Below are 19,758 nucleotides of genomic sequence, written 5' to 3' on the forward strand. Positions count from 1 at the left end.
CGAGTGATGATTTGCTCTTGAATCCGCCGGAGGATTGACGGCACAAGTTTCAATCTACGGGCTCATCTGGGGACAGCTCTGGAATGGTGGAAGACGAAAAGGCCCTGCAGCTTGTGCATGGCCGTGTGAAATGGTTCGATCCGGCAAAAGGCTTCGGGTTCATCGTGACCGAGGAGAACGGAGCCGATATCCTGCTCCACGCCAATGTCCTTCGGAACTATGGGCAGAGTTCGGTGGCGGACGGGGCGGGCATCACCGTAAAGGTCCAGAGCACCCAGCGGGGCGTTCAGGCCGTCGAGGTGGTCGAGATCGAGCCGCCGGCCGGGACGACGTTCCAGCTGAGCGAGGACAGCGAGGCCACGACCCCCGAGGAGATCGCCTCGCGTCCGCTCGAGCCGGGCCGGGTGAAATGGTTCGACAAGGGCAAGGGCTTCGGCTTTGCCAATGTCTTCGGCCGGTCCGAGGATGTCTTCATCCATGTCGAAGTCCTGCGGATGTCGGGCTTTGCCGACCTTGCCGCGGGCGAAGCGGTGGCGCTGCGCATCATCGAGGGGCGGCGCGGGCGCATGGCGGTGCAGGTGGTCTCATGGGAAGCGGCGGCGCGTCAGCATCAGCAACCGGTCTGAGGGCGCTGGCCCTCGCGCTGGTGCTCGTTCCCGGCGCGGTCCGGGCCGACTGCCGGCCCGACACGGTCGAGCTGCGCACCGAGACCGGCGCGACGGTGCGCTTTGCCGTGGAAATTGCCGACTCGCCCGAGGAACGGTCGCGGGGCCTCATGCATCGCAAGAGCCTGCCGCGGTCGTCGGGGATGCTGTTCCTGTTCGACGAGCCGCACCGGGCGAGCTTCTGGATGCGCAACACGCTCATCCCGCTCGACATGATCTTCGCCGGCCCTGACGGGACGGTGAAAAGCGTTCATGCCGAGGCGGTGCCGGGCGATCTGACCCCCATCACCGGCGGCGACGGGATCCAGAGCGTGCTGGAGATCAACGGGGGCCTCGCCCGCGCGCTGGGGATCGGCCCGGGAACCGTTCTGCGCCATCCGGGCATCGCACAGGCGATGGCCGCCTGGCCCTGCGACTAGACGCTGGCTCGCCTTTCAGCGTGAGGTCAGGCCAGTGCCGCGGCCGCCACGAAGACCGCGGCTTCGGAAAGCTGCTGGGACGCGCCGAGGATGTCTCCGGTCTGGCCGCCGATCTTGGCGCGTGCGACCATGCCGAGCGCCAGGGCCGCGGATGCTGCGGCGAGGGCGAGGATCAGCGCGGCAGGGCCCGAGACGAGCAGCGCCACCGCCAGTGCCACAAGCACCGCAAGCCGAGCCTGACGCCCATCGGGCCGGCCGAGCGACTGCGAGAGCCCCGCGCCGCGCGCGTTGGGAAGCCAGGCCATCAGCACCACCATCGGCACACGCGAGAGCACCGCGGCCGCGATCAGCACCGCGCTGCCGCTTTCAAGCGCCGCCGCCAGAGCCGACCAGCGCACGAGGCCCACGAGCATGAGGGCCGCCACGCCATAGCTGCCGGTGCGGCTGTCCTTCATGATCTCGAGCCGCCGCTCGCGCGTCCAGCCGCCCCAGAGGCCGTCGGCGGTGTCGGCAAGCCCGTCCTCGTGCATGGCGCCGGTCACCAGCGCCTGCGCTGCCAGCGCCAGCGCCGCTGCGACCGTGGCGGGCAGGCCGGCGGCGAGGCTCAATGCCGCCACCAGCGCCGACAGCCCGCCCACCGCCACGCCGGCCAGGGGCCAGGCCCAGGCGGCCGAGGCGCCGCGATCGGGCAGGGACCGCGCGCGCAGAGGCAGCCGCGTCAGCAGCGCCAGGGCCAGCAGCACATCCGCCCACCTCTGCGACAGCCTGTCTTTCACCTTGCCTCTCCCGTGCACTGGTCTCCACCGAGAGTTCCCGATACCGAAGCCGCATCAGCCAAGCAACCAGAAGGACCCGCCATGAAGGCTCCGTTCACCTCCCTCGCAGGCTTCCGTGCCGTTTTCGACGCGCTCCCGCAGCCGGATGCGGCCGCGCTTGAGGCGGCCACCGTGCGCAACGGGCAGCTCACGAAGCCGAAGGGCGCGCTGGGCCGGCTGGAGGGGCTGGCGATCTGGTATGCGGGCTGGGTGGGCGACGGGCGCCCCGCGCTCGAGCGGCCGCAGGTGGCGATCTTCGCGGGCAATCACGGTATTGCCGCGCGCGGCGTCTCGGCCTTTCCGCCCGAGGTCACGGTTCAGATGGTGGCGAACTACCGGGCCGGCGGGGCTGCGGTGAACCAGCTCTGCAAGGTGGCGGGCGCAAGCATGACCGTCACGGAACTCGATCTCGACCGGCCGACACTCGACTTCACCCAAGGCCCGGCCATGACCGAGGACGAGCTGGTCGCGGCGCTGGCGGCGGGCTGGGAGGCGGTCGAGGACGAGGCCGATCTTCTCGTCGTGGGCGAGATGGGGATCGGCAACACCACGGCCGCCGCGGCGATCGCGGCGGCGCTCTTCGGCGGATCGGCGGGAGAATGGACCGGCCGCGGCAGCGGCGTCGAGGGGGCGGCGCTGGAGGGCAAGACGCTCGTCGTGGCGCAGGGGCTGGAACGGCATGCCGAGGCACTCTCGGACCCGGTCGAGGTCCTGCGCCGGCTGGGCGGACGCGAGCTTGCGGCCATGGCGGGTGCGATCGCGCGGGCGCGCGTGGGGCGCATCCCGGTGATTCTCGACGGCTTCATCTGTTCGGCTGCCGCGGCGGTCCTGCATGCGATCCGGCCCGGCGCGCTCGATCATGCGGTGGCGGGCCATGTCAGCGCCGAAGGGGCGCATCCGGCGGTTCTGGCGCGGCTGGGCAAGGAGCCGATCCTGGAGCTCGGGATGCGGCTGGGAGAGGGGACCGGCGCCATCGTGGCCATCAACATCCTGCGCAGCGCGGTGGCCTGCCTGTCGGGCATGGCAACCTTCGCCGAAGCCGGCGTGGCCGAGGGCTGAGCCACAGCCCTATTCCACAGCCTCGGGATCGGGTCGGGCCTGGACCGCTTCCTCGAGCAGCGCCGTCTCGAGATCGGCATCGAGCTGCCGGGCGCGGGTCACATAGGCGTCGTTGAGATGCGCGGGCTGGCCGGGCACCCAGAGCTCGGCCAGATCGCGCATCGCGGCCCGGTCCACGCGGTAGTAGGTGCGCGACCGCTGGGCCGCCTCATATTCGCTGAATCCCATGTTCTCGAGCACATAGCGCCCGGCCCGGATCGAGCTGTCGAAGGTCTCGCGCACGATGTCGTCCGCGCCGGCCTGATAGAGTTCATAGACATGCACCCGGTCGCGGGCGCGGGCCACGATATGCAGGTCGGGCCGGACCTGTCGGGCGTAGCGGACGATCCTGATCGCATTCTCGCGGTCGTCCACCGCCACCACCAGCACCGCCGCCTCGTCCAGACCGGCCGCCTGCAGCAGATCGGGGCGCGTCGGGTCGCCGAAGAAGCCCTTGACGCCGAAGCGGCGCATGATCTGCACGGCCATCATGTCATGGTCGAGAACGACCGTCTGGATGCCGCTCATCCGCACGAGGCGGTTCACCACCTGCCCGAAGCGGCCGATGCCCGCGATGATGACGCGACCCTTCTCGTCGATCGGGTCGGGCCGGCCGGCCGGCTGTTCCTCGCCCAGTCCCGACAACCAGCCGGCGATGAGGAAGAGGACGGGTGTTACCAGCATCGAGAGGCTGATCACGATCAGCGTCTTCTGCGCCAGGAGGGAGGTGAGGATGGCCTCCTGTGCCGCAAAGCCCACCAGCACGAAGCCGAACTCGCCCGCCTGCGCAAGGCCGAGGGTCAGGAGCCAGCGGTCGCGCCCCCGGAGCCCGAAGGTCTCGGCCAGCGCGGCCAGCACCAGCACCTTGACGAACACCAGCCCCAGCGTGAGCGCGATGAGCGGCCAGGGGTCGGCCGCGAGCAGGCGGAAGTCGATCCCGATCCCGACGGCCATGAAGAAGAGGCCGAGCAGGATGCCCTTGTAGGGACGGATGTCGGCCTCGAGCTGGTGGCGGAACTCGGAGTTGGCCAGCACGACGCCCGCGAGAAACGTGCCGAGCGCGGGCGACAGACCCACGACCATGGTCAGGAAGGATGTGCCCGCGACGGTGAAGAGGGCGATGAAGCTGCCCATCTCGGGCAGGCGCGAGGCATGGACATAGCGGAACACCGGCCGCGTGAGGTAGTGCCCGCCCAGCACGATGAAGCCGACGACGCCCAGCATCACCAGCGTGTCGGCCCAGCCCGGCAGCGATTGCAGGAAGCCGATGATCGGCCGCGCCGGGCCTTCGGCGGCGTCATGCGGCAGGTGGGCGCTGGCCGAGGGACGCAGCGCCAGCAGCGGCACCAGCGCCAGCATCGGCACCACCGCAATGTCCTGCGCCAGCAGCACGGCAAAGGAGCTGCGGCCCCCGGCGGTGCGCAGCATGCGCCGCTCGGTCATGGTCTGGAGAACGATGGCCGTCGAGGAGAGCGCCGCGACCATCCCCAGCACGGCCGCTTCCTGCCAGGTGAACCCGAGCCAGGCGAGGCCGAGCGCCGCGACGAAACTCGTGAGACCGATCTGCAGCCCGCCGAGCCCCACGAGCGACTGGCGCATCCCCCAGAGCGTCGCCGGGTCGAGTTCCAGTCCCACGAGGAACAGCATCAGCACGACGCCGAACTCGGCATAGTGGCGCAGGTCTCCGGTCTCGGCTCCGGCAAGACCCAGCACCGGCCCCATGACGATCCCGGCCGCCAGATAGCCCAGGACCGAGCCGAAGCCCGCGCGCACGGCGAGCGGCACGATCAGCAGCGCCGCGCCGAGGTAGATGCTTGCCTGCAGAAGGAGGCTTTCCATGTCGCGCTGCCCGCCGTGCCCTGGACGTCAGGCTATCGCCCGGCCTTCCGGCCTGTCCATCCTGCCTGTGCGCCCGAACTGTCGCGGTTGTGGTCGATGGTCCCTCGCCCCGGCTTCGGGGCTCACCCCTTGGGCATGCTCAGGGCGAACATCCGGCTGCCCTTCCTGTAGCGCAGTTCGGAGGCGGTGATGGCGGCCACGACCCCGCCGTCGAGACGGTCGCCCACCCGCAGCTTGACGTAACGCCCGTTGGACTGGCGGACGAGGGCATAGCGGTTCGAGGACGTGCCATAGACGCCGATCAGATTGGTCTTCGACAGGTTGATGGCCTTGGTGAAGGTCGCGTTCTGCGCCACGTTGGCCCGGGTCGGGATCCGGGGGGCGGCGACCACCTCGGGTTCGTCATCGTCCTCGGGCAGGGGCGCTGCGACGGCCGGCGCCACCTGCCTCGGGGCCGGCGCCGCGGCGACGGGGGCCGGGGCCGGCGCGGGCGGTGCCTGGACGGCGGCGGCGACGGCGGCCTCGATGGCCTCCGAGAAATCGTTCGGTCGGGCCTCGGGCTTGCGCGAGACCGCAAGGGCGAGCGGGCTGATCGCGCCGCTCGAGGTGGCCACCGCTTCGGGAGCGCCATCGGGGCGCGGCGCGGGCGTCAGCGCCATGGCAAGTGTCGCCCCTTGAGCCTCCGGCTGGCCGGGTTCGGGATCGACCGGACGCAGGCGCGGACGCAGGCTGCTCATGCGCGGGGCGGCGGCATCCGGTGCGGCGTCGGGTTCGGCGGCCGCCTCTTCGGCTTCGGCGCGTGCGGGGCGCTCTTTCGGGCGCCGGCCGGACAGCGCGGGGTCGGCTGCGGCCGCCGGGGGCTCCGCGGATGCGGCATTGGCCGGGCCGGGGAAGATCGAGCCCGGGCTGGCCGCGGCGCGGGGTGCGACCTCGGCGGCGGGCGCTGCCGCTTCGGGCTCGGTCACCGACGGGCGGCGCGGGGGCAGGATCGGCGGCTTGCCCTGGATCAGCAGGAACTCGCCGGGGGCCAGCACGCCTTCCGGGCTCGGCCGGATCAGGCCGCGCTCGTCGAGTTCGTAGCTGGCGCCGAAGGGGGGCGGCGGCAGCGGCATCCCCGGCGCGGCATCGAGTTCGACCGGCGGCGGCGGCAGCGCCACCGCGTCGAGCGACGGCAGCGGCGAGTCCATCGTCGTGAGGAAGATCTCGTCCTGCGGCGTCTCGGCGGGCTTGGCCCGTCCGGCCTCGTCAGAGACCACGCGCGGCGCCTCGGCGGCCGGGGCGGGCGCCTCAGCGGCTTCGGCCGCAGTGTCAGACCCGGCCGGGGCGGCTGCATCCGCGGCCTCGATCGGCTCTTCGGACGGCGGTTGCGCGGAAATCGCCTCGTCGGGTGGCGGTTCCTGATCCGCGGCCAGTACCTCCGGGGTCGCCTCGGAGATGGCGAGCGCGGTCGCCGGTCCATCCTCGTTGGTGGCGACCAGGTAGGACGAGAGCGCCGCGACCGCCGCCAGGAAGACGAGCAGGGCGACCGTCAGGATCAGGCCGAGAAAGCGCGGCTTGCCCCGCTTCGGCGCGGGCTTGCCGCCAAAGACGCCGAACGGTTTGTCCGGTCGGTCCTCGGCCTTTGGCGCCGGCCGTGCCGGGCCCGTCTGGGCCTTCGGGCGCGCCGCTGCGAGCCCCGGAGCCGTCGCGGCAGCCGGGCTCGCGGCTCGGCCGGTCTGGGGCGCCGGACTGCGTGGAGGCAGGGCGGAGCGGCCGCCGGGGGCGCGCAGCACGGGTTCGGCCGTGCGCACGGGCTTCGGCTCTGACGTGACACGCGCGGCGGGCCGGGTGTGGATCGCCTCGGCCGCGGCCCGGCGGCTTGCGAAGCTGCCGGGGGGCATGGCCGGCACATCGTCGCCCGCAAGCTCGACATACGGCGCCTCGGGCACCTCGGGGCTTGTCACCGCAGGATTCGGCGGCGACGGCGGCGTGAAGGGCGGAAGCTCGCGCGCGTTCGGGATCGGCCGTTCCGGCGCCCGGACGAGCGGCGGCGGCATGAAGAACTCGTCCTCCGGGGCCGGAGGCTCGTCCTGCGGGGCCGCGGGTTCGGCCTCGGGAATGAACGCCTCTGGCTCGACCGGCTCTTCCACCTCGGGTTCGGGCAGGGCAAGCGCGCTTTCGTCCGGCGTGAGCGAGGCCAGAGCGGCGAGATCGGGAGCGGGCTCCCACGCCTCGTCCTCGGCAGGCGCGGTCGTCTCCGGCATCTCCGGCGACGGATCGTCCTCCGTCGCGGCAGGCGCATTGCCGACCGTCAACGGCTGCTCCGGCTCGACTTCGGCGGACACGGGCGGGGCGGCCTCGGGCACGGCCTCTTCAGGCGCCTCCACCTCGGGCTCGGGAGGGGTGGGCGGCGGATCCACGGCATCCGGCACCGGGGCCTCGTCGAGGAGCGGCTCGGCAGCGGCCGGAGCCTCGGCGGGCGGGGGATCCTCGGCGACGTCGAGCGGCAGGATCCGAATCGGCTCGGCGTCGCGCTCCACCCTCGTGCCGTTCGGCAGACGACGCTGCGCGGCCGAGAGGATGCCGAACGAGGGCTCGCGCGGGAAGCCGCCGTTGACAGGGATGGCAACGAACGCCACCGGATTGAAGCCGTGCTCTTCGGCGAAACCCTCGGCCTCGTCCAGCGTTTCACGCGCGACCACGGCGACGCGCACCTCATCGCCCTGAGGCTCGAAGTCATAGACCAGATCCTTGACCTCGTAGGGCGTCAGCCCCTCGAGACCCGCGCGGATCTGCGCCCCCCGGCTGGCCCTGTCCGGCCCCGGCGCGGCGAGCGTGGTATAGAGGACCTGCGAGTTCGGGATCACCACCTTGGCGGTGACCCCCGCCTCTCCGGCGTCGGCCTGAGCCGCCTGGCGCAGGGCCGCCAGCGCCTCCGCGAGGTCGGGTGCGTCGTAGGGCACCCGTCCCAGTTCTTCCCATCCGTCGGGCATCCGCCGAAGCAGACTCGCGGCCTCAGGCGTAAGGTTGAGGGCAAATCTCGGTTTCATTTCGCGGGTCTAGCATATCTGGCGGCTCACCGGGGAGTCCGGGCCTCGGCCTTTCCGGTGTTACAGCAGCTTTTTGCCGAAGGGAAGGAAAACACCCAAGGATCGCCTTGCCCGATGTGTCACAAGAGGCGAACGCTCTCATCTCCAAGGAGGAACATTCCAGATGAACATTGCGAAAGTCCTGATGCTCTGCACCGCTGTTGCGCTGCCCGCCGGCGCGCTGTCCGGCGCCGCGCTGGCCGAGACCCCGCGCCTGACCGTGACGGGCGAGGGAATGGTGGCGGGCCGGCCTGACCTGGCGACGATCACGCTCGGCGTGACCAGCGAGGGGGCCACGGCGGCCGAGGCCATGTCGGACAACAGCGCGAACCTGGCGCGGGTGCTCGAGCGGCTGAAAGGCGCCGGCATCGAGGACCGGGACCTGCAGACAACGGGCCTCTCGCTCAACCCGAACTGGACGCAGGGGCCCGACGGGTCGGCGCCGCGGATCGAGGGCTATGTCGCCTCGAACATGCTGACGGTGCGCGTGCGGGATCTTGCCCGGCTCGGATCGGTGCTGGACGAGGCGGTGCAGGACGGGGCGAACACCCTGCACGGGGTCAGCTTCGCCCTGGCGGATCCCGAGCCGGCTATGGACGAGGCGCGCAGGAAGGCCGTGGCCAAGGCACGGGCGCGGGCGGAGCTGCTGACCGGCGCGGCCGGCGTGACGCTCGGGCCCATCCTCGAGATCCGCGAAGGGGGCGACGACTATCGCCCGCCCATGCCGATGTATCGCGAGGCCGCGATGGGTGCGCCCGTGCCGGTGGCCGAGGGCGAGATCGAGACCTCGGCGCGCGTGACGCTGGTCTATGAGATCGTTCAGCCCTGATAACAGGGACTTCAGGGGCGATCTTCAAGTCGCCCCTGAAGATCGGCTTCAGGCGGTGGCCTTTGCGAGCGCCTGATCGAGGTCGGCGATCAGGTCGTCGGCATCCTCGATGCCGATCGACAGCCGCACGACGTTCGGTGCGGCACCCGCCGCCTCCTGCTGCTCGGGCGAGAGCTGGCGGTGCGTGGTCGAGGCCGAATGGATCACCAGCGAGCGCGTGTCGCCAAGGTTCGCCACATGGCTGAACAGCTCGAGCGCGTCCACGAGCTTGACGCAGGCGTCGTAGCCGCCCTTCACGGCAAAGGTGAAGAGCGCCCCCGCGCCTTTCGGGCAGATCCGCGCGACGCGATCGTGCCACCTGGAGGAGGGAAGCCCCGCGTAAGTGACATAGTCGACCCGCGGATCGGCCTCGAGCCACTCGGCGATCCGGCGGGCGTTCTCGACATGGCGGGCCATGCGCAGGCTGAGGGTCTCGATCCCCATCAGCGTGTAATGCGCCCCCTGCGGGTTCATGGTCATGCCCAGGTCGCGCAGCCCCACGGCGATCGAGTGGAACGTGTAGGCCATCGGCCCCAGCGCCTTGTGGAAGACGAGGCCGTGATAGGCGGACTCGGGTTCCGAGAGGCTCGGGAACTTGCCCGAGGCCGACCAGTCGAACTTGCCGGAATCGACGATCACGCCGCCGGTGACGGTGCCGTTGCCGGTCAGATACTTGGTCGCGGAATGGACCACCAGCGTCGCGCCGTGATCGATCGGGCGGCAGAGCCAGGGCGTCGCGGTCGTGTTGTCCACGATCAGCGGCAGGCCCACCCTGTCGGCCACGGCCGCCACCGCGTCGAGATCGGTGATGACACCGCCGGGGTTGGCGATCGTCTCGCAGAAGATGGCGCGGGTATCCTCGTCCACCGCGGCCTCGAGGGCGGCGAGGTCGTCGAAATCCACGAACTTGGCCGACCAGCCGAAGCGCCGGATCGTCTGCGAGAACTGGGTGATCGTGCCGCCATAGAGGCGGGTCGAGGCCACGATGTTGCGCCCCGGCCCCATCAGCGGGAACAGCGCCATGATCTGCGCCGCATGCCCCGACGAGCAGCAGACCGCGCCCGCGCCGCCCTCGAGCGCGGCCACACGCTCGGCCAGCGCCTGAACGGTCGGGTTGGTCAGGCGCGAGTAGATGTAGCCCACCTCCTCGAGGTTGAAGAGGCGCGCCGCATGGTCCGCATCCTGAAAGACATAGGCGGTTGTCTGGTAGATCGGCACCTGCCGCGCGCCCGTCGCCGGATCGGGTCTGGCCCCGGCGTGGATCTGCAGCGTGTCGAAGCCGAGCTTGCGGTCTGAGCTCATCGGTCACCCCCCTCTGGTCTGGTTCGGGCGACCCTAGGGGAAAGGCTTCCGCCGCACAACGGGCGCTGCGCCAGCGGAAACGACCCTCGGCTGTCCGTCCGGACATGGCCCGCGCATCAAGCTGGCCGGAGCCGGGGCATGCTCCTGATGCAGGCGCATGGGACCGGGACCGGGCACGTCAGCTTGTGGCCGGGGCCTGTCCGGGCGCCGGCGCAGGATGTCGAAAGAGGGTGCAGAAATTTTCGCCGAGGGCTCTTGCGGAGGCCGGAAAGTGGCTGTAGTACCCGCCTCACAGGGCGATTAGCTCAGCGGTAGAGCGCTTCGTTCACATCGAAGATGTCAGCGGTTCAAATCCGTTATCGCCCACCATAATACGTTGAAGGGCCTCGGAAATTCCGGGGCCTTTCGCGTTTTACGAAGTGCCCCGTGGTTCATTGAACCTACCGCGCCACCTTGAGCCTCACGAAATCGAGCACATCCGCCGCCTGTTGCAGGTGCTCGGGTGCGAAGCGACCATAGGTCGAGAAGGTGATCGACGGGTTCGAGTGGCCGAGGTATTGCGCCACCTGCTCGATCGGGATGCCGCTCGACACCATCTCGACGGCCGCCGAGTGCCGGATCGTGTGCAGGGTCACATCCGTAAAGCCAGCCCGCGTCACGGCGCCCTCGAACCCTTTCCGGATCGAGGCAACCCGCGTGCCCCCATATTCGACGACATGCTCCGTGACCGCAGCCTCACGCGCGGTCTGCAGGGCGGCCATGAGCCCGCGGTTGATGGGCACGATGGCGCGGCCCTTGCGCGTCCGCGCGTCGGGCAGGCGCAGGTTGATCACGCCCCGCTCCATGTCCACCCGGTCCCATGTCAGGTCGAGGATGGCGCCGATCCGGCCCGCCGTCGCGAAGAGGAGGTGGATCGCCAAGCCGATGTGCGCCGCGCTCGCGTGCTCGATCAGCCGGGCCACCTCTGCCTTCGTCAGGAACCGCTCCTTCGGGGTCGGCTTCGGCGGGCGCTCGATGGCCGGCGCCTTGTCGATCAGCCGATTCTTCTCGGCCCACATCATGGTGCTGCGCAGGTGGCCCAGCTCGGTGTGGGTCGATCCCTGCGAGATCCCGGCCTTCTCCCGCGCCGCGGCATAGGCACGGCAGAGCGCGCTGTCTATCTGGTCCGGCCGGTAGTGGCCGAAGTGGGCCAGCACCGCCTTGCCGGTGTAGCCCATCGTCTCGGCCGTGGGCTTATCGCCCAGGTCCTTCCGATACATTTCCCAGATGTCGGCCACGGTCGCGCCCTTCTGCGAGGCCGAGAAGGTCTCGCGCCGGTAGACATCTACGGCCTCTGCTTCCGCCTCCGCTCGGGTGCGTGCCGCAAGGCGATGACGGGTTCGCTTTCCGTCGATGGTCCAGTAGACGCAGAAGCCTCCGCGGAGGCGTCCGATGGAAATGTCTGGCATGCTTCGATCTCTTCAACTGCGCGGGCGGGGATTCGGTAGAGGCGGCCGAATCGGAAATGCGGGAGCGTTCCGGCCGCGCACTGGTTGCGCACCGATGCTGCGCTGACCCCCCAGCGTTCCGCAAGGGTCTCAGGTGTGAAGGGGCGTGCCTCGCTCATGCTCACCTCACTCGTCGGTCGGCCGGGGTCGCGGCGCATCAGGCGATGGAGGCGCGGTCAGGGGGCGGTAGTTGCCGCCCCTCGCCTCCGTGCGCAGCGCCGGGTCAGCCGCGACGGGCGTGCGGCGGTTCCACGCGGCGATGGCTTCGGCTCTTGTCTCGGCCCATAGCATCCACCCGGCGCAGTCACTGTCAGCGCATCCGTAGAAGACGGCTGTGGAGTGGTGCTCATCGTCGCTGATGGCCGCCTCGCCACCGCAGAACGGGCAATTCGCAAGCTCACGCATCCTCGCCTCCCTTGCGCCACGCGGCGAGGGCGGCGGTCGCGTTGTGCTCGTTCTCGCCGTAGGTATCGAACCGAATGCGCGCCCAGCGACCCGGCTCAACCAAGACGCCGCCGTATGTCACCGGTGCTGTTCCGATCTTGAGGATTGCGAAGATGGCATCCTTAAGAATGCGCGCCGGGTCACGCTCGATCAGCGCGCCCGTCTCGGCGCGGGCCTCGGTGAGGGCGGCGGTCTGTTTGATATGCATCTTCTCCAATGTCAGATACATTTCCTCGGCCAACCGCAGTTCATCCCGCAGCCGGTCGTTCTCGGCGGCGAAGGCGTCACGTTCGGCGTCGATCACGCCAAGATTGCTCAGGGCCGCATGCGTGACCTCAGTCGCGCTGGGGGCCGAGAATTGCCATTCGGGCTCCTTTTTTTCAAAAGCCCGGAGCGCAAAGCCGACAGCTTCGTCCTGGTTTCTGGCGGAAACGATCTGCATCCGGTATCCGATGCGTGGAAGCTTCTCCGCGACCACACAGACGACGAATGCTTTCGGCTTGCTCGTGTCGATCTCGGTCATGCCATCACCCACAGGATCAGCCACAACGGCCGCGAGAAGCCGACCGCCAGTGCCACTGCGATGTAGATCGCCAAGATTGCGTCTTTCATCCCTGTCTCCTTTCCCGGCGCATCCGCGCCATGTCCCTCATCGTGATCTCGACCGCTCCAGCGGCCACGGCGCGCACCCGCCGGCTCAGGCAGATGTCGAAGTGCTCGCGCCCCGTGCCCGCGTGCCGCAGGTGCCGACGGTCAACCCCGATCCGGTCAGCCATCTCGAGCAGCTCGGCCGTGCTGTCCGCCACCATGTGGCTCATGCGCATCCGGCCGAGGTTGCCGCGCGCGCTGGTGTGCATGTCGTCGACGTAGACGGTCATCCCTGTCTCCCAGATGCTGCCCAAGCAGCGGCCACCGCATCGGCCAGCTGCCGCAGCTGTCCGGCCGTCGCCTCGTCGCAGAACTCGTTGAAGAAGGTGGTGAAGCACCCGGCGTCGCCCTCGCGCGCGACGACGAGCTGCACCGTGCCCTCGGCCTTGAGGACCGTCATGCGGAGGTCCGCCACCCGGACGTGGGTCAGGCCGGTCACGCGCGCCTTCTGGGCGGGCTGGGGCTGGTGCATCACGCCACGGCCTCCTCTGCCTCAGCCGCGAGGTGGCTGCAGTTCGCCCGGACCAGCGCCTCGGCCAGCGGAGGGCAGACGCTGTTTCCGCAGCACGAGACCTGCACGTCCTTCGGGAAGGGCCGCCAACGCATGTCGCCGTCGCGCTCTTCCCAGACGCCCTCGATCACATAGTCAGTCGGAAAGCCCTGCGCTCGGAACAACTCGCGCGGGGTCAGCATCCTCATGCCGATGTCGACGATCACGAACGTGGCGCCGTCGAGGTCGAGCGTGACGAACTCGCCGCCGCTCCACGCGCCGTGAGCGCGCAGGAACTCGGCTACATGGCGGGCGCGGGCCTCGTGCTCGGGGCCGAACGGCGGCGCGACCAGCGCGGCTTGCATGTGGCCGAGGCGATCCTTGACGGTGATCGTGTGCGCAGGCTCGTCGGTGCGGGCGCCGTCGCCGGTCCCGTAGTATTTCGCGAACCACGCGGCGACCGGCGTCTGAGTGCAGCCCTTGCCCACGATGGTGGACAGCGGTTCGCGCATGTCATGGCCGATGAGGCCCGTGTTCTGCTGGGCGAGAAAGGCGGCGATGGGCGCGTGCTTCGCGCCACCGGCCACCACCGTCCCGAGCGGCGCCCCGATGTCGAGCGCGCGGGGCGCTTGGCCCTGCCGCTCGCCGTAGCCGGTCTGGACGAGGCTGGCGGCGATGAGGCTGTTCTGATCCTTGGCCGAGGCGCAGATCGTGTGGTGCGGATCCTCGGCCGACCGGTTGCCGCCGCCCTGCTGCGCATAGGTCAGGACCGGGGCCACGAGGGCGTGCCTGTTCTCGGTCGTTACCGTCCGCAGCGGCTCTGCAAGGCCAGCGGCGCGTACGCCCCGGCCGTCGCCGTGTCCATAGAAGGTTGCGAGGGCGGGCGCGATGAGGGCGCTGTGCCCACCGCCAACGAGAACAGTCGGATGCGGGGCGGTCACGGGGCTGTCGCGCCGGTCAGTGCCTTTCAGGCTGGCGAGGCTCGACGCGAGCAGCCCAAGCGGCGCCGCACCACCCGGCTTCTTGATCCAGCTGTTCGCCGTCACGGTCGGCGCGGGCTCACGCAGATCGGAGCCTGTTGCCCCGCCGTTGAAGCGGGTCAGGCTGGGCGCCACCAGCGCCTTCTCGCCGCGATGAGCGCCCGTGATCGTGCGGAACGGCTGCGCCAGATCCTCCTCTCGGCCCCCGTGCGTGAGGTTCACAAGGAACGGCCGTTCGGCATCCAGAACATAGCGGCGCATCCCCCTCGCGATGCGGGCCAGCGTGTTGGCCGCGAGGGGGCGCACCGCGCGGAGGCCGTGCTGCTCCATGATCTCGGCCGAGGTGGCGAAGATGCTCGGGCACGGGATCGACCAGTCGATGCACTCGGCCGCGGTGCGCCACGGCGGGAGCTTGCCCTTGCGGACCGCCTCACTCTTCGGGTCGCCATGCGTCGGCTTCGGCCATGTGATCGGCCGCCCGTCGCGGCGCGCCACGAGGAACCAGCGTTTGCGGATCGTGGGGGCGCCATAGTCGCAGGCGCGCAGCTCGCGCCACTGGACCTTGTAGCCCGCGCGCTTCAGGCGCTTCACCCACGCCTCGAAGGTCATCCCGGCAAATTCCTTGATCGGCTGTCCGTCCTCGCCAACCGGGCCCCAGGTGACGAACTCCTCGACGTTCTCCATCAGGATCACGTCGGGCTGCACCTCCTCGGCCCAGCGAACCACGACCCACGCGAGGTCCCGGATGTTACGGTCGCGCGGGGCGCCGCCCTTGGCCTTGGAGAAGTGCTTGCAGTCCGGGCTGGCCCAGAGCAGGCCAACGCGGCGCGACCCGACAACGGTGCGGGGCTCCACGTCCCAGATGTTGCTGTCGAGGTGCAGCGTCTCGGGGTGGTTCGCGGCGTGCAGCGCGAGGGCGCTGGCCGAGTGGTTGATCGCCACGTCCGGTGCGCGGCCGAGCGCAAGCTCGATCCCGGTCGAGGCTCCCCCGCCGCCGGCGAAGCTGTCCACGATCATCGGGCGGGTGTCGAAGAAGGCGCCGTCAGCCATGGCTGACCTCGCGGTGCTCCGACGGCCCAACGTCATTACGCCCGAGACGCTCCCCTAGCCGACCTAGGTTGACCGAATGTTTCCGCCGGAGCGTGGGTAGAATAGCGTCACGCATTGGCGATCTCCAGCAGCACGTCCGCGTGGCACGGCGACCCGGGCGGGCACCAGCAGGCGAGATCCCGGCCGCGCAGCTCGTGAATGTTGTCGAGGATCTTCCCGCGCGCGGCCTCGCTCTCGGCGCCGTCCCAGTTGCAGCGCCACATGGGGCCGAGCCAGACACGGAACGCTTCGACGCACCGCGCCGCGAGCTGCTCATCGCTTCCGCGGTAACCGGCCTCACGGCACTGAGCGACGGTGAACGGGTTACCCCACTTGGTCGAACGATCGACCTTCACGGCGCCGGCCGGCATGCGCCAGCCCTTCGCGCGGGAAAGCTGGATGCGCTTGGGGTGGTCAGCCATGCTGCACCTCCGCAATCATGCGGTCAGCCAGCCGGAAGATGTCGGCCGGGCCGCGGATGGTTTCGGTCAGGTAGCTCTTGCGCTTGGGCCGCTCCTCGCCGCGGTCTTCGGCGTCATCGGCCGCGGCCATCGCCTCCCAATCCGTGAAGTGACAGCGGACCAAATCGTCCAGCGCGTCCCATGCGTCCGTCTCGTCCCACTCCGGCTCATAGCCGCCGCTCATGGCTCCCACCATGATGGTGCCGGACCACGGATGGTGCGGAGGGTAGATGCGCAGGAACGGCCACCGCGTCCCGGCCCTGCATCGCGGCTCGGTGATGATCTCCCGTTGGAGCCAAGGCATAGGATCGGAATGGATCGAACCGAGCCGCTGAAAGTGCTTGCGATCGGTGATCAGAGTCCCGTGGTAGTCGTCATCCGAGCGCGCCTGGAACTGCTCCCGCGTGTCGCCCAGCAGGGGCAGGTAGGGCGCAGCGCGCTTGGACAGCTTCTTGAGGATGCGGAGGTTCACCGTGCGGCCTCCACGCGCTTGCGCCAGTCGAAGAACCCGAGGGCGCCCTTGACCGGGATGAACTCCACGGGCCTGACGTTCGCCAGCACGAAGCCATAGGGGCCGAAGAACCACGGGCTCGGGTGAGTGCGGACGCAATCCACGATCTCGGCCACGCCGATGATGCCGCCCCGATCAACAAGCGCCGGGGCGTCCGGCGCGTTTGACCCCGTCGCGCGGAAGATGAATTCAGCGGCGAAATCATACTCCGCGCGCGCTGCCCCCTTTGCCGCATGGACGCAGACCGGGCCGCGGAAGTTGGTGAGCCAGCCGCGGTTCTCGATGTTCTTCCCGGCGTTGATTATCGCCCACGCCCACGGCTGGCGGATCGAGATGGCCTTGGTCGGGAGGTCGGCACGGTCAGCCATGCTGCACCCCCACCGTTTCGCGCACCGCATCAACGGTCACACCGCAGATGCTGGCCACGCGCTTGTAGAGGCCGGGCCGGTCCTCGCGGGTGATCTCCCCGCCCGGCAGATGTGGCACGGTCGCGGCTACGCGCTCGGCGTAGACGGACAGGATGCGGTCGCGCGCGAAGGCGTCGATCTGGTCGCGGTCAAGCATGATCGACCACTCCCGCGTCGCAGGCCTCTCCGAGATCTATCGGATCAATGGCCTCGATCCACGCCTCGTTGCGGCTAGCGGTGAACGCACACGGCTTGAAGCGCAGCCCATGGGCCGCCTGCCACTCGTCGCAGGAGCGCTTCAAGCGGGCATCGAGGTCGGCAACCTGCTCTGGCGTCGCCTCGAAGATAGGCTCGCAGCCATCACCCTTCATATCGTCGGCGCACTCATCGGCCCGATCGAGGATGTCCTCGGCGTCGACGTAGTGGGAAAGTGGCAGCAGATCCTGCCGCGCCTCAATGATGTAGCCGGCCTCCCCGTAGAGGGCAGCTACCGCATGATCGCGAGACGCAAGGGGGCCTGTGTGGTAGTTCTCTCCGTCCGATCCAGCATACCAGCCCCAGCCGCCGCCATCATCCTTCCCAGCCGGCTGGGGCTGAGGCTTCGCGCTGCTGAAGAACAGGTGTGAGTTCTCGTTCAGGACGCGGGCGACCTTCGACGCGATATCGGCTTCATCGGCGAACATGTCCTGCGGGATCAGCAGCAGCGGCGCGCGCAGGGAAAAGCTCGTGCCACCTTCGATCCTGCGAGGCGCGTCGCCGCAGTAGATCGCCAGCGCCCCGCGCTTCGGAACGGTGCAGGCCGTCGGCTCGACCGTGAAATACTCGTGCTCACCCGTGCTCATGGCTGACCTCCCTCAGCTTGCTAAGGTCACGAACCTCGCAGCCGTCGTCAGCGGCCTGCGCGAAGAACTCGCGGCGGCTTTCTGCGCTGGCGCTCCCGGCAAGGAGCGAGAAACAGGACCCATCCTTGTAGGCGCCCCAAGCCCAGCCGAGCGCGGCATGTTCTTCGGGGCTCATCTGGTGCATCGGCTTACCCATGGTCTGCCCGTGCCTCCGTCTGCATCTCGCGGCGCTGGCGCTCGGCCGCCCGCATCTTGTTGATCTCGAAAAGCAGGTTCGACTTGTCGGAGCGCAGCTGCTCGACCTCGCGGGTCAGCCGGCCGATCTCGTTCCGCTGCTTGGCGTTCTTCGCTGCCAGCGACGCCGCGTGACGGCGCGCGCAGGCGCTCTGCTGCCGGGCTTCGTCCAGCTGGCGGCGGAGCTTCTCGGTTTCGCTCGGGCCGGTCATGCGCGCGCCTCAGGAGCCTTCGCTTCTTCCTTGATCTGCGCGAGCGCGCCGAAGACGCGGGCCAGTTCGCCCGTCTCCAGCCGCCTGTTACCTGCTCGCAGGATGGTGTCGCGGACCTCGTCGCAAAGGAGCGCAATGCTGATCGGTGCTGCGGTCATTGCTGGCCCTCCGTGCGGGCGCCCTGGCAGGCGCAGTAATCGTCGGCGCCGAGGCACGGGCAGCGCGACGCGCGGGCCTGCCGGACGATCTCCTGATGCAGTTGGTGCAGGAGGGGGTTCAGGCCGTGGGCGGCTTCACGGTGCATCACGCGACCTCCTCGACCCACCAGTCCTTCAGCCCGAGGCGGCGCACGGCCTTCTCGACCATGGCCATCGTCGGCAGGCCACGGTCCCAGAAGCGGCCGGATTTCTTGCAGTGCAGGCGGTAGCGTTTCATGGGGATGCTCCTCGGATCTCGGGAAGAAGCCCGGGCGGGCCTGCCGCCCGGGAGTTCCAACAGGGAGGTTGCGCGGGATGCCCGCCGCGCTCGGGGTGGGGTCAGGCCATGCCGAGCGCGGCCTTGTAGAGTTCGAGGATGGTCTCCTCCTCGGCGATGTCGTCGGGCTTGCGCTTGCGCAGGGCCACGACCTTCTTCATCACCCTGGTGTCGTATCCACGGCCCTTGGCCTCGGCCATCAGCTCCTTCTGCTGCTCGGCCACGTCCTTCTTCTCGGCCTCGAGCTGCTCGTAGCGTTCGATGAACTGGCGCAGCTCGTCGGCGGTCACCTGGTAGGCGTCGAGCGCGACCTTCCGGTCCGCGGCCGTCTCCTTCATGGGCGGCTTGCCGAGCGCCGCGGTGGCGCGCTTGAGGTCGTCCAGCGTGAAGGGCGGCGTGGTCTGGTCGCCGACGGTCATCGTCATGGTCACGGGCTTTTCGTGCTTGGACATGGCTCACATCCCCCGCATGGCGGCGGACTGCCGGGCCATGGTCTCGGCCACGTCACTCGCGTGGGCCCAGAGGACCGTCGCCGCGAAGGCAAAGCCCACGAGCGCCAGAAGGCCTACGAGGAAGCCGGTCAGGTTGGGGCCCGGGCGGGGCTTGCGCAGCTCCGGCCGGGGCACGGCGCGGTGCAGCGGGCGGCCCGTCGCCACGGCCAGCTCGTGATCCGTCAGGAGGCGGTGGGCCGTCTCGCGGATCTCGGGGTTCGGATGGTGCTCGGCATGGTGGCGGGTCATGACAAGATCGCGGGGCGAGAGCGGGAGATCCTGTTTCATTGCACCCGCGCCTCCGGCGCCTCGGTCGTCGTGGCGGCCTCGTCATAGGGTGCGTTGGTCACGAGCCACATGGCTCGCACGAGCGCCGCCATGGCGGCGATGCGGTCGCCACCCGTCAGGGCCATGGCGGCAGCGCCAACCGCGCCTCCGAAAAGGGTGGGGTCCACCTCGGAGGGCATCGCGTCGATGATGATGTTTGCCGCGGTCTCGATGTCGGCGGGAGTGACGTCGGTCATTGCTCGAGCGCCTCCCGCGCCTGCTGGAGGATGGCGGTCAGCTCGGCGGCGGCGTCGTGATCGTCGAAGTCGCCGAACTCAAGACCACGATCGGCGGCATCAATCAGCAGGCGGAACTGCGGTTCGGTCAGGTCGAGGATGGCGAAGCGCTGCCTCGGCTCAGAGCGCGGATAGCGGAAGGCGCAGGCTGTCACGGTGGGCTCCCATGCTGGTGCGATGGGAGCGACTATGGTCGGTAATAATACCGCTGTCAATCGGTAAGCGGTAAAATAACCGAGCTACGCGTCGGCTGCCCCGCGCGAAGTGCTATGCTCGCTCTGCACCACCATCGGCTCTGACATGAAAAAGCCCGGCGCGAGGCCGGGCTTCGACAGAGTTCATGGAGAGTCG

Annotated in this window: 29 protein-coding genes and 1 tRNA gene; 5 read left to right on the top strand and 25 right to left on the bottom strand. The window is 69.5% G+C overall.

The window, feature by feature from the left end:
* Nucleotides 1-83: 83 nt before the first annotated feature.
* Nucleotides 84-626 (top strand): cold-shock protein, encoded by a 543-nt coding sequence (locus LV780_RS04615; protein WP_011908092.1) that lies wholly within the window; start codon nucleotides 84-86, stop codon nucleotides 624-626.
* Nucleotides 587-1,084 carry a DUF192 domain-containing protein gene (locus LV780_RS04620; protein ID WP_181318516.1) on the top strand — a complete coding sequence of 166 codons (498 nt, stop codon included), beginning with the start codon at nucleotides 587-589 and terminating at the stop codon, nucleotides 1,082-1,084. Before LV780_RS04615 ends, LV780_RS04620 begins: the two co-directional genes overlap by 40 nt.
* 26 nt (nucleotides 1,085-1,110) lie before the next feature.
* Here LV780_RS04620 and cobS read toward each other — a convergent pair whose 3' ends face one another.
* Complete coding sequence (cobS, locus tag LV780_RS04625; RefSeq protein ID WP_011908094.1) at nucleotides 1,111-1,860, bottom strand: adenosylcobinamide-GDP ribazoletransferase; 750 nt, start codon at nucleotides 1,858-1,860, stop codon at nucleotides 1,111-1,113.
* 81 nt (nucleotides 1,861-1,941) lie between these two features.
* On the opposite strand from cobS, the gene cobT reads away from it, so the two are divergent.
* On the top strand, nucleotides 1,942-2,958 hold the full coding sequence (cobT, locus tag LV780_RS04630) for a nicotinate-nucleotide--dimethylbenzimidazole phosphoribosyltransferase (RefSeq protein WP_101342219.1): 1,017 nt from the start codon (nucleotides 1,942-1,944) through the stop codon (nucleotides 2,956-2,958).
* Between the two features lie 9 nt (nucleotides 2,959-2,967).
* On the opposite strand, the gene LV780_RS04635 is transcribed toward cobT, so the two are convergent.
* Nucleotides 2,968-4,836 carry a cation:proton antiporter domain-containing protein gene (locus LV780_RS04635; RefSeq protein ID WP_108221414.1) on the bottom strand — a complete coding sequence of 623 codons (1,869 nt, stop codon included), beginning with the start codon at nucleotides 4,834-4,836 and terminating at the stop codon, nucleotides 2,968-2,970.
* A gap of 122 nt (nucleotides 4,837-4,958) precedes the next feature.
* Nucleotides 4,959-7,808 (bottom strand): translation initiation factor 2, encoded by a 2,850-nt coding sequence (locus tag LV780_RS04640; RefSeq protein WP_233863973.1) that lies wholly within the window; start codon nucleotides 7,806-7,808, stop codon nucleotides 4,959-4,961.
* Between the two features lie 220 nt (nucleotides 7,809-8,028).
* On the opposite strand from LV780_RS04640, the gene LV780_RS04645 reads away from it, so the two are divergent.
* Nucleotides 8,029-8,733 carry an SIMPL domain-containing protein gene (locus tag LV780_RS04645; RefSeq protein WP_108221416.1) on the top strand — a complete coding sequence of 235 codons (705 nt, stop codon included), beginning with the start codon at nucleotides 8,029-8,031 and terminating at the stop codon, nucleotides 8,731-8,733.
* A 48-nt stretch (nucleotides 8,734-8,781) separates the two neighbouring features.
* On the opposite strand, the gene LV780_RS04650 is transcribed toward LV780_RS04645, so the two are convergent.
* Nucleotides 8,782-10,074 (bottom strand): O-acetylhomoserine aminocarboxypropyltransferase/cysteine synthase family protein, encoded by a 1,293-nt coding sequence (locus LV780_RS04650; protein ID WP_101340362.1) that lies wholly within the window; start codon nucleotides 10,072-10,074, stop codon nucleotides 8,782-8,784.
* 294 nt (nucleotides 10,075-10,368) lie between these two features.
* On the opposite strand from LV780_RS04650, the gene LV780_RS04655 reads away from it, so the two are divergent.
* A tRNA-Val gene (locus LV780_RS04655) sits at nucleotides 10,369-10,443 on the top strand.
* A 71-nt stretch (nucleotides 10,444-10,514) separates the two neighbouring features.
* On the opposite strand, the gene LV780_RS04660 is transcribed toward LV780_RS04655, so the two are convergent.
* The 21 genes from LV780_RS04660 to LV780_RS04750 all read right to left on the bottom strand — a co-directional run bounded on the left by LV780_RS04660 (nucleotide 10,515) and on the right by LV780_RS04750 (nucleotide 19,562).
* On the bottom strand, nucleotides 10,515-11,333 hold the full coding sequence (locus LV780_RS04660; RefSeq protein ID WP_407647913.1) for a tyrosine-type recombinase/integrase: 819 nt from the start codon (nucleotides 11,331-11,333) through the stop codon (nucleotides 10,515-10,517).
* A gap of 65 nt (nucleotides 11,334-11,398) precedes the next feature.
* Nucleotides 11,399-11,719 (bottom strand): helix-turn-helix domain-containing protein, encoded by a 321-nt coding sequence (locus tag LV780_RS22070; RefSeq protein WP_117344890.1) that lies wholly within the window; start codon nucleotides 11,717-11,719, stop codon nucleotides 11,399-11,401.
* Entirely contained in the window at nucleotides 11,688-11,966 is a 279-nt protein-coding gene (locus tag LV780_RS04665; RefSeq protein WP_117344891.1) for a Lar family restriction alleviation protein, read from the bottom strand. The genes LV780_RS22070 and LV780_RS04665 overlap by 32 nt, the downstream gene beginning before the upstream one ends.
* A complete protein-coding gene (locus tag LV780_RS04670) occupies nucleotides 11,959-12,528 on the bottom strand; it encodes a hypothetical protein (RefSeq protein ID WP_117344892.1) in 570 nt (189 codons plus the stop codon). Before LV780_RS04670 ends, LV780_RS04665 begins: the two co-directional genes overlap by 8 nt.
* Before the next feature lie 85 nt (nucleotides 12,529-12,613).
* Nucleotides 12,614-12,883, bottom strand: coding sequence for a DUF4031 domain-containing protein (locus tag LV780_RS04675; RefSeq protein WP_117344893.1), 270 nt, complete (start codon nucleotides 12,881-12,883; stop codon nucleotides 12,614-12,616).
* Entirely contained in the window at nucleotides 12,880-13,125 is a 246-nt protein-coding gene (locus tag LV780_RS04680) for a hypothetical protein (RefSeq protein WP_117344894.1), read from the bottom strand. The genes LV780_RS04675 and LV780_RS04680 overlap by 4 nt, the downstream gene beginning before the upstream one ends.
* Nucleotides 13,125-15,173 carry a DNA cytosine methyltransferase gene (locus LV780_RS04685; RefSeq protein WP_117344895.1) on the bottom strand — a complete coding sequence of 683 codons (2,049 nt, stop codon included), beginning with the start codon at nucleotides 15,171-15,173 and terminating at the stop codon, nucleotides 13,125-13,127. Before LV780_RS04685 ends, LV780_RS04680 begins: the two co-directional genes overlap by 1 nt.
* A 107-nt stretch (nucleotides 15,174-15,280) precedes the next feature.
* Complete coding sequence (locus LV780_RS04690) at nucleotides 15,281-15,634, bottom strand: DUF4326 domain-containing protein (RefSeq protein ID WP_117344896.1); 354 nt, start codon at nucleotides 15,632-15,634, stop codon at nucleotides 15,281-15,283.
* Nucleotides 15,627-16,145, bottom strand: a complete 519-nt coding sequence (locus LV780_RS04695) for a hypothetical protein (protein WP_117344897.1) — start codon at nucleotides 16,143-16,145, stop codon at nucleotides 15,627-15,629. The genes LV780_RS04690 and LV780_RS04695 overlap by 8 nt, the downstream gene beginning before the upstream one ends.
* Nucleotides 16,142-16,552 carry an ASCH domain-containing protein gene (locus LV780_RS04700; protein ID WP_117344898.1) on the bottom strand — a complete coding sequence of 137 codons (411 nt, stop codon included), beginning with the start codon at nucleotides 16,550-16,552 and terminating at the stop codon, nucleotides 16,142-16,144. Before LV780_RS04700 ends, LV780_RS04695 begins: the two co-directional genes overlap by 4 nt.
* The gene (locus LV780_RS04705; RefSeq protein ID WP_117344899.1) at nucleotides 16,545-16,748 is read right to left on the bottom strand and encodes a hypothetical protein; all 204 of its coding nucleotides are present in this window, start codon (nucleotides 16,746-16,748) and stop codon (nucleotides 16,545-16,547) included. Before LV780_RS04705 ends, LV780_RS04700 begins: the two co-directional genes overlap by 8 nt.
* Nucleotides 16,741-17,433 carry a hypothetical protein gene (locus LV780_RS04710; protein WP_117344900.1) on the bottom strand — a complete coding sequence of 231 codons (693 nt, stop codon included), beginning with the start codon at nucleotides 17,431-17,433 and terminating at the stop codon, nucleotides 16,741-16,743. Before LV780_RS04710 ends, LV780_RS04705 begins: the two co-directional genes overlap by 8 nt.
* Complete coding sequence (locus LV780_RS04715; protein WP_117344901.1) at nucleotides 17,420-17,617, bottom strand: hypothetical protein; 198 nt, start codon at nucleotides 17,615-17,617, stop codon at nucleotides 17,420-17,422. The genes LV780_RS04710 and LV780_RS04715 overlap by 14 nt, the downstream gene beginning before the upstream one ends.
* A 4-nt stretch (nucleotides 17,618-17,621) precedes the next feature.
* Nucleotides 17,622-17,879: a hypothetical protein gene (locus tag LV780_RS04720; protein ID WP_117344902.1), complete on the bottom strand. Its 258-nt coding sequence runs from the start codon at nucleotides 17,877-17,879 to the stop codon at nucleotides 17,622-17,624.
* On the bottom strand, nucleotides 17,876-18,037 hold the full coding sequence (locus LV780_RS04725) for a hypothetical protein (protein WP_181969633.1): 162 nt from the start codon (nucleotides 18,035-18,037) through the stop codon (nucleotides 17,876-17,878). The genes LV780_RS04720 and LV780_RS04725 overlap by 4 nt, the downstream gene beginning before the upstream one ends.
* The gene (locus tag LV780_RS04730; protein ID WP_181969634.1) at nucleotides 18,034-18,183 is read right to left on the bottom strand and encodes a hypothetical protein; all 150 of its coding nucleotides are present in this window, start codon (nucleotides 18,181-18,183) and stop codon (nucleotides 18,034-18,036) included. The genes LV780_RS04725 and LV780_RS04730 overlap by 4 nt, the downstream gene beginning before the upstream one ends.
* The gene (locus LV780_RS21905; protein WP_267964958.1) at nucleotides 18,183-18,314 is read right to left on the bottom strand and encodes a hypothetical protein; all 132 of its coding nucleotides are present in this window, start codon (nucleotides 18,312-18,314) and stop codon (nucleotides 18,183-18,185) included. The genes LV780_RS04730 and LV780_RS21905 overlap by 1 nt, the downstream gene beginning before the upstream one ends.
* 101 nt (nucleotides 18,315-18,415) lie before the next feature.
* A complete protein-coding gene (locus tag LV780_RS04735; protein WP_117345043.1) occupies nucleotides 18,416-18,691 on the bottom strand; it encodes a DUF2312 domain-containing protein in 276 nt (91 codons plus the stop codon).
* A 117-nt stretch (nucleotides 18,692-18,808) separates the two neighbouring features.
* Nucleotides 18,809-19,132 carry a hypothetical protein gene (locus LV780_RS04740; RefSeq protein WP_117344903.1) on the bottom strand — a complete coding sequence of 108 codons (324 nt, stop codon included), beginning with the start codon at nucleotides 19,130-19,132 and terminating at the stop codon, nucleotides 18,809-18,811.
* Nucleotides 19,129-19,368: a hypothetical protein gene (locus LV780_RS04745; RefSeq protein WP_117344904.1), complete on the bottom strand. Its 240-nt coding sequence runs from the start codon at nucleotides 19,366-19,368 to the stop codon at nucleotides 19,129-19,131. Before LV780_RS04745 ends, LV780_RS04740 begins: the two co-directional genes overlap by 4 nt.
* The gene (locus tag LV780_RS04750; RefSeq protein WP_117344905.1) at nucleotides 19,365-19,562 is read right to left on the bottom strand and encodes a hypothetical protein; all 198 of its coding nucleotides are present in this window, start codon (nucleotides 19,560-19,562) and stop codon (nucleotides 19,365-19,367) included. Before LV780_RS04750 ends, LV780_RS04745 begins: the two co-directional genes overlap by 4 nt.
* Nucleotides 19,563-19,758 lie beyond the last annotated feature (196 nt).

The organism is Cereibacter azotoformans (assembly GCF_021391315.1).
Classification (GTDB): domain Bacteria; phylum Pseudomonadota; class Alphaproteobacteria; order Rhodobacterales; family Rhodobacteraceae; genus Cereibacter_A; species Cereibacter_A azotoformans.

Excerpts from the sequence above, each read along its gene's own strand:
- LV780_RS04705 (WP_117344899.1), bottom strand. The coding sequence starts at position 16,748 with ATGCTTGACCGCGACCAGATCGACGCCTTCGCGCGCGACCGCATCCTG.
- cobT (WP_101342219.1), top strand. The coding sequence starts at position 1,942 with ATGAAGGCTCCGTTCACCTCCCTCGCAGGCTTCCGTGCCGTTTTCGAC.
- LV780_RS04660 (WP_407647913.1), bottom strand. The coding sequence starts at position 11,333 with ATGTATCGGAAGGACCTGGGCGATAAGCCCACGGCCGAGACGATGGGC.
- LV780_RS04670 (WP_117344892.1), bottom strand. The coding sequence starts at position 12,528 with ATGACCGAGATCGACACGAGCAAGCCGAAAGCATTCGTCGTCTGTGTG.
- LV780_RS04690 (WP_117344896.1), bottom strand. The coding sequence starts at position 15,634 with ATGGCTGACCACCCCAAGCGCATCCAGCTTTCCCGCGCGAAGGGCTGG.
- LV780_RS22070 (WP_117344890.1), bottom strand. The coding sequence starts at position 11,719 with ATGCGCCGCGACCCCGGCCGACCGACGAGTGAGGTGAGCATGAGCGAG.
- LV780_RS04645 (WP_108221416.1), top strand. The coding sequence starts at position 8,029 with ATGAACATTGCGAAAGTCCTGATGCTCTGCACCGCTGTTGCGCTGCCC.
- LV780_RS21905 (WP_267964958.1), bottom strand. The coding sequence starts at position 18,314 with ATGAAACGCTACCGCCTGCACTGCAAGAAATCCGGCCGCTTCTGGGAC.
- LV780_RS04685 (WP_117344895.1), bottom strand. The coding sequence starts at position 15,173 with ATGGCTGACGGCGCCTTCTTCGACACCCGCCCGATGATCGTGGACAGC.
- LV780_RS04720 (WP_117344902.1), bottom strand. The coding sequence starts at position 17,879 with ATGACCGGCCCGAGCGAAACCGAGAAGCTCCGCCGCCAGCTGGACGAA.
- LV780_RS04640 (WP_233863973.1), bottom strand. The coding sequence starts at position 7,808 with ATGCCCGACGGATGGGAAGAACTGGGACGGGTGCCCTACGACGCACCC.
- LV780_RS04635 (WP_108221414.1), bottom strand. The coding sequence starts at position 4,836 with ATGGAAAGCCTCCTTCTGCAGGCAAGCATCTACCTCGGCGCGGCGCTG.
- LV780_RS04735 (WP_117345043.1), bottom strand. The coding sequence starts at position 18,691 with ATGAAGGAGACGGCCGCGGACCGGAAGGTCGCGCTCGACGCCTACCAG.
- LV780_RS04650 (WP_101340362.1), bottom strand. The coding sequence starts at position 10,074 with ATGAGCTCAGACCGCAAGCTCGGCTTCGACACGCTGCAGATCCACGCC.
- LV780_RS04740 (WP_117344903.1), bottom strand. The coding sequence starts at position 19,132 with ATGAAACAGGATCTCCCGCTCTCGCCCCGCGATCTTGTCATGACCCGC.
- LV780_RS04725 (WP_181969633.1), bottom strand. The coding sequence starts at position 18,037 with ATGACCGCAGCACCGATCAGCATTGCGCTCCTTTGCGACGAGGTCCGC.
- LV780_RS04615 (WP_011908092.1), top strand. The coding sequence starts at position 84 with ATGGTGGAAGACGAAAAGGCCCTGCAGCTTGTGCATGGCCGTGTGAAA.
- LV780_RS04620 (WP_181318516.1), top strand. The coding sequence starts at position 587 with ATGGGAAGCGGCGGCGCGTCAGCATCAGCAACCGGTCTGAGGGCGCTG.
- LV780_RS04675 (WP_117344893.1), bottom strand. The coding sequence starts at position 12,883 with ATGACCGTCTACGTCGACGACATGCACACCAGCGCGCGCGGCAACCTC.
- LV780_RS04680 (WP_117344894.1), bottom strand. The coding sequence starts at position 13,125 with ATGCACCAGCCCCAGCCCGCCCAGAAGGCGCGCGTGACCGGCCTGACC.
- LV780_RS04715 (WP_117344901.1), bottom strand. The coding sequence starts at position 17,617 with ATGCACCAGATGAGCCCCGAAGAACATGCCGCGCTCGGCTGGGCTTGG.
- LV780_RS04700 (WP_117344898.1), bottom strand. The coding sequence starts at position 16,552 with ATGGCTGACCGTGCCGACCTCCCGACCAAGGCCATCTCGATCCGCCAG.
- LV780_RS04665 (WP_117344891.1), bottom strand. The coding sequence starts at position 11,966 with ATGCGTGAGCTTGCGAATTGCCCGTTCTGCGGTGGCGAGGCGGCCATC.
- LV780_RS04730 (WP_181969634.1), bottom strand. The coding sequence starts at position 18,183 with ATGCACCGTGAAGCCGCCCACGGCCTGAACCCCCTCCTGCACCAACTG.
- LV780_RS04745 (WP_117344904.1), bottom strand. The coding sequence starts at position 19,368 with ATGACCGACGTCACTCCCGCCGACATCGAGACCGCGGCAAACATCATC.
- LV780_RS04710 (WP_117344900.1), bottom strand. The coding sequence starts at position 17,433 with ATGAGCACGGGTGAGCACGAGTATTTCACGGTCGAGCCGACGGCCTGC.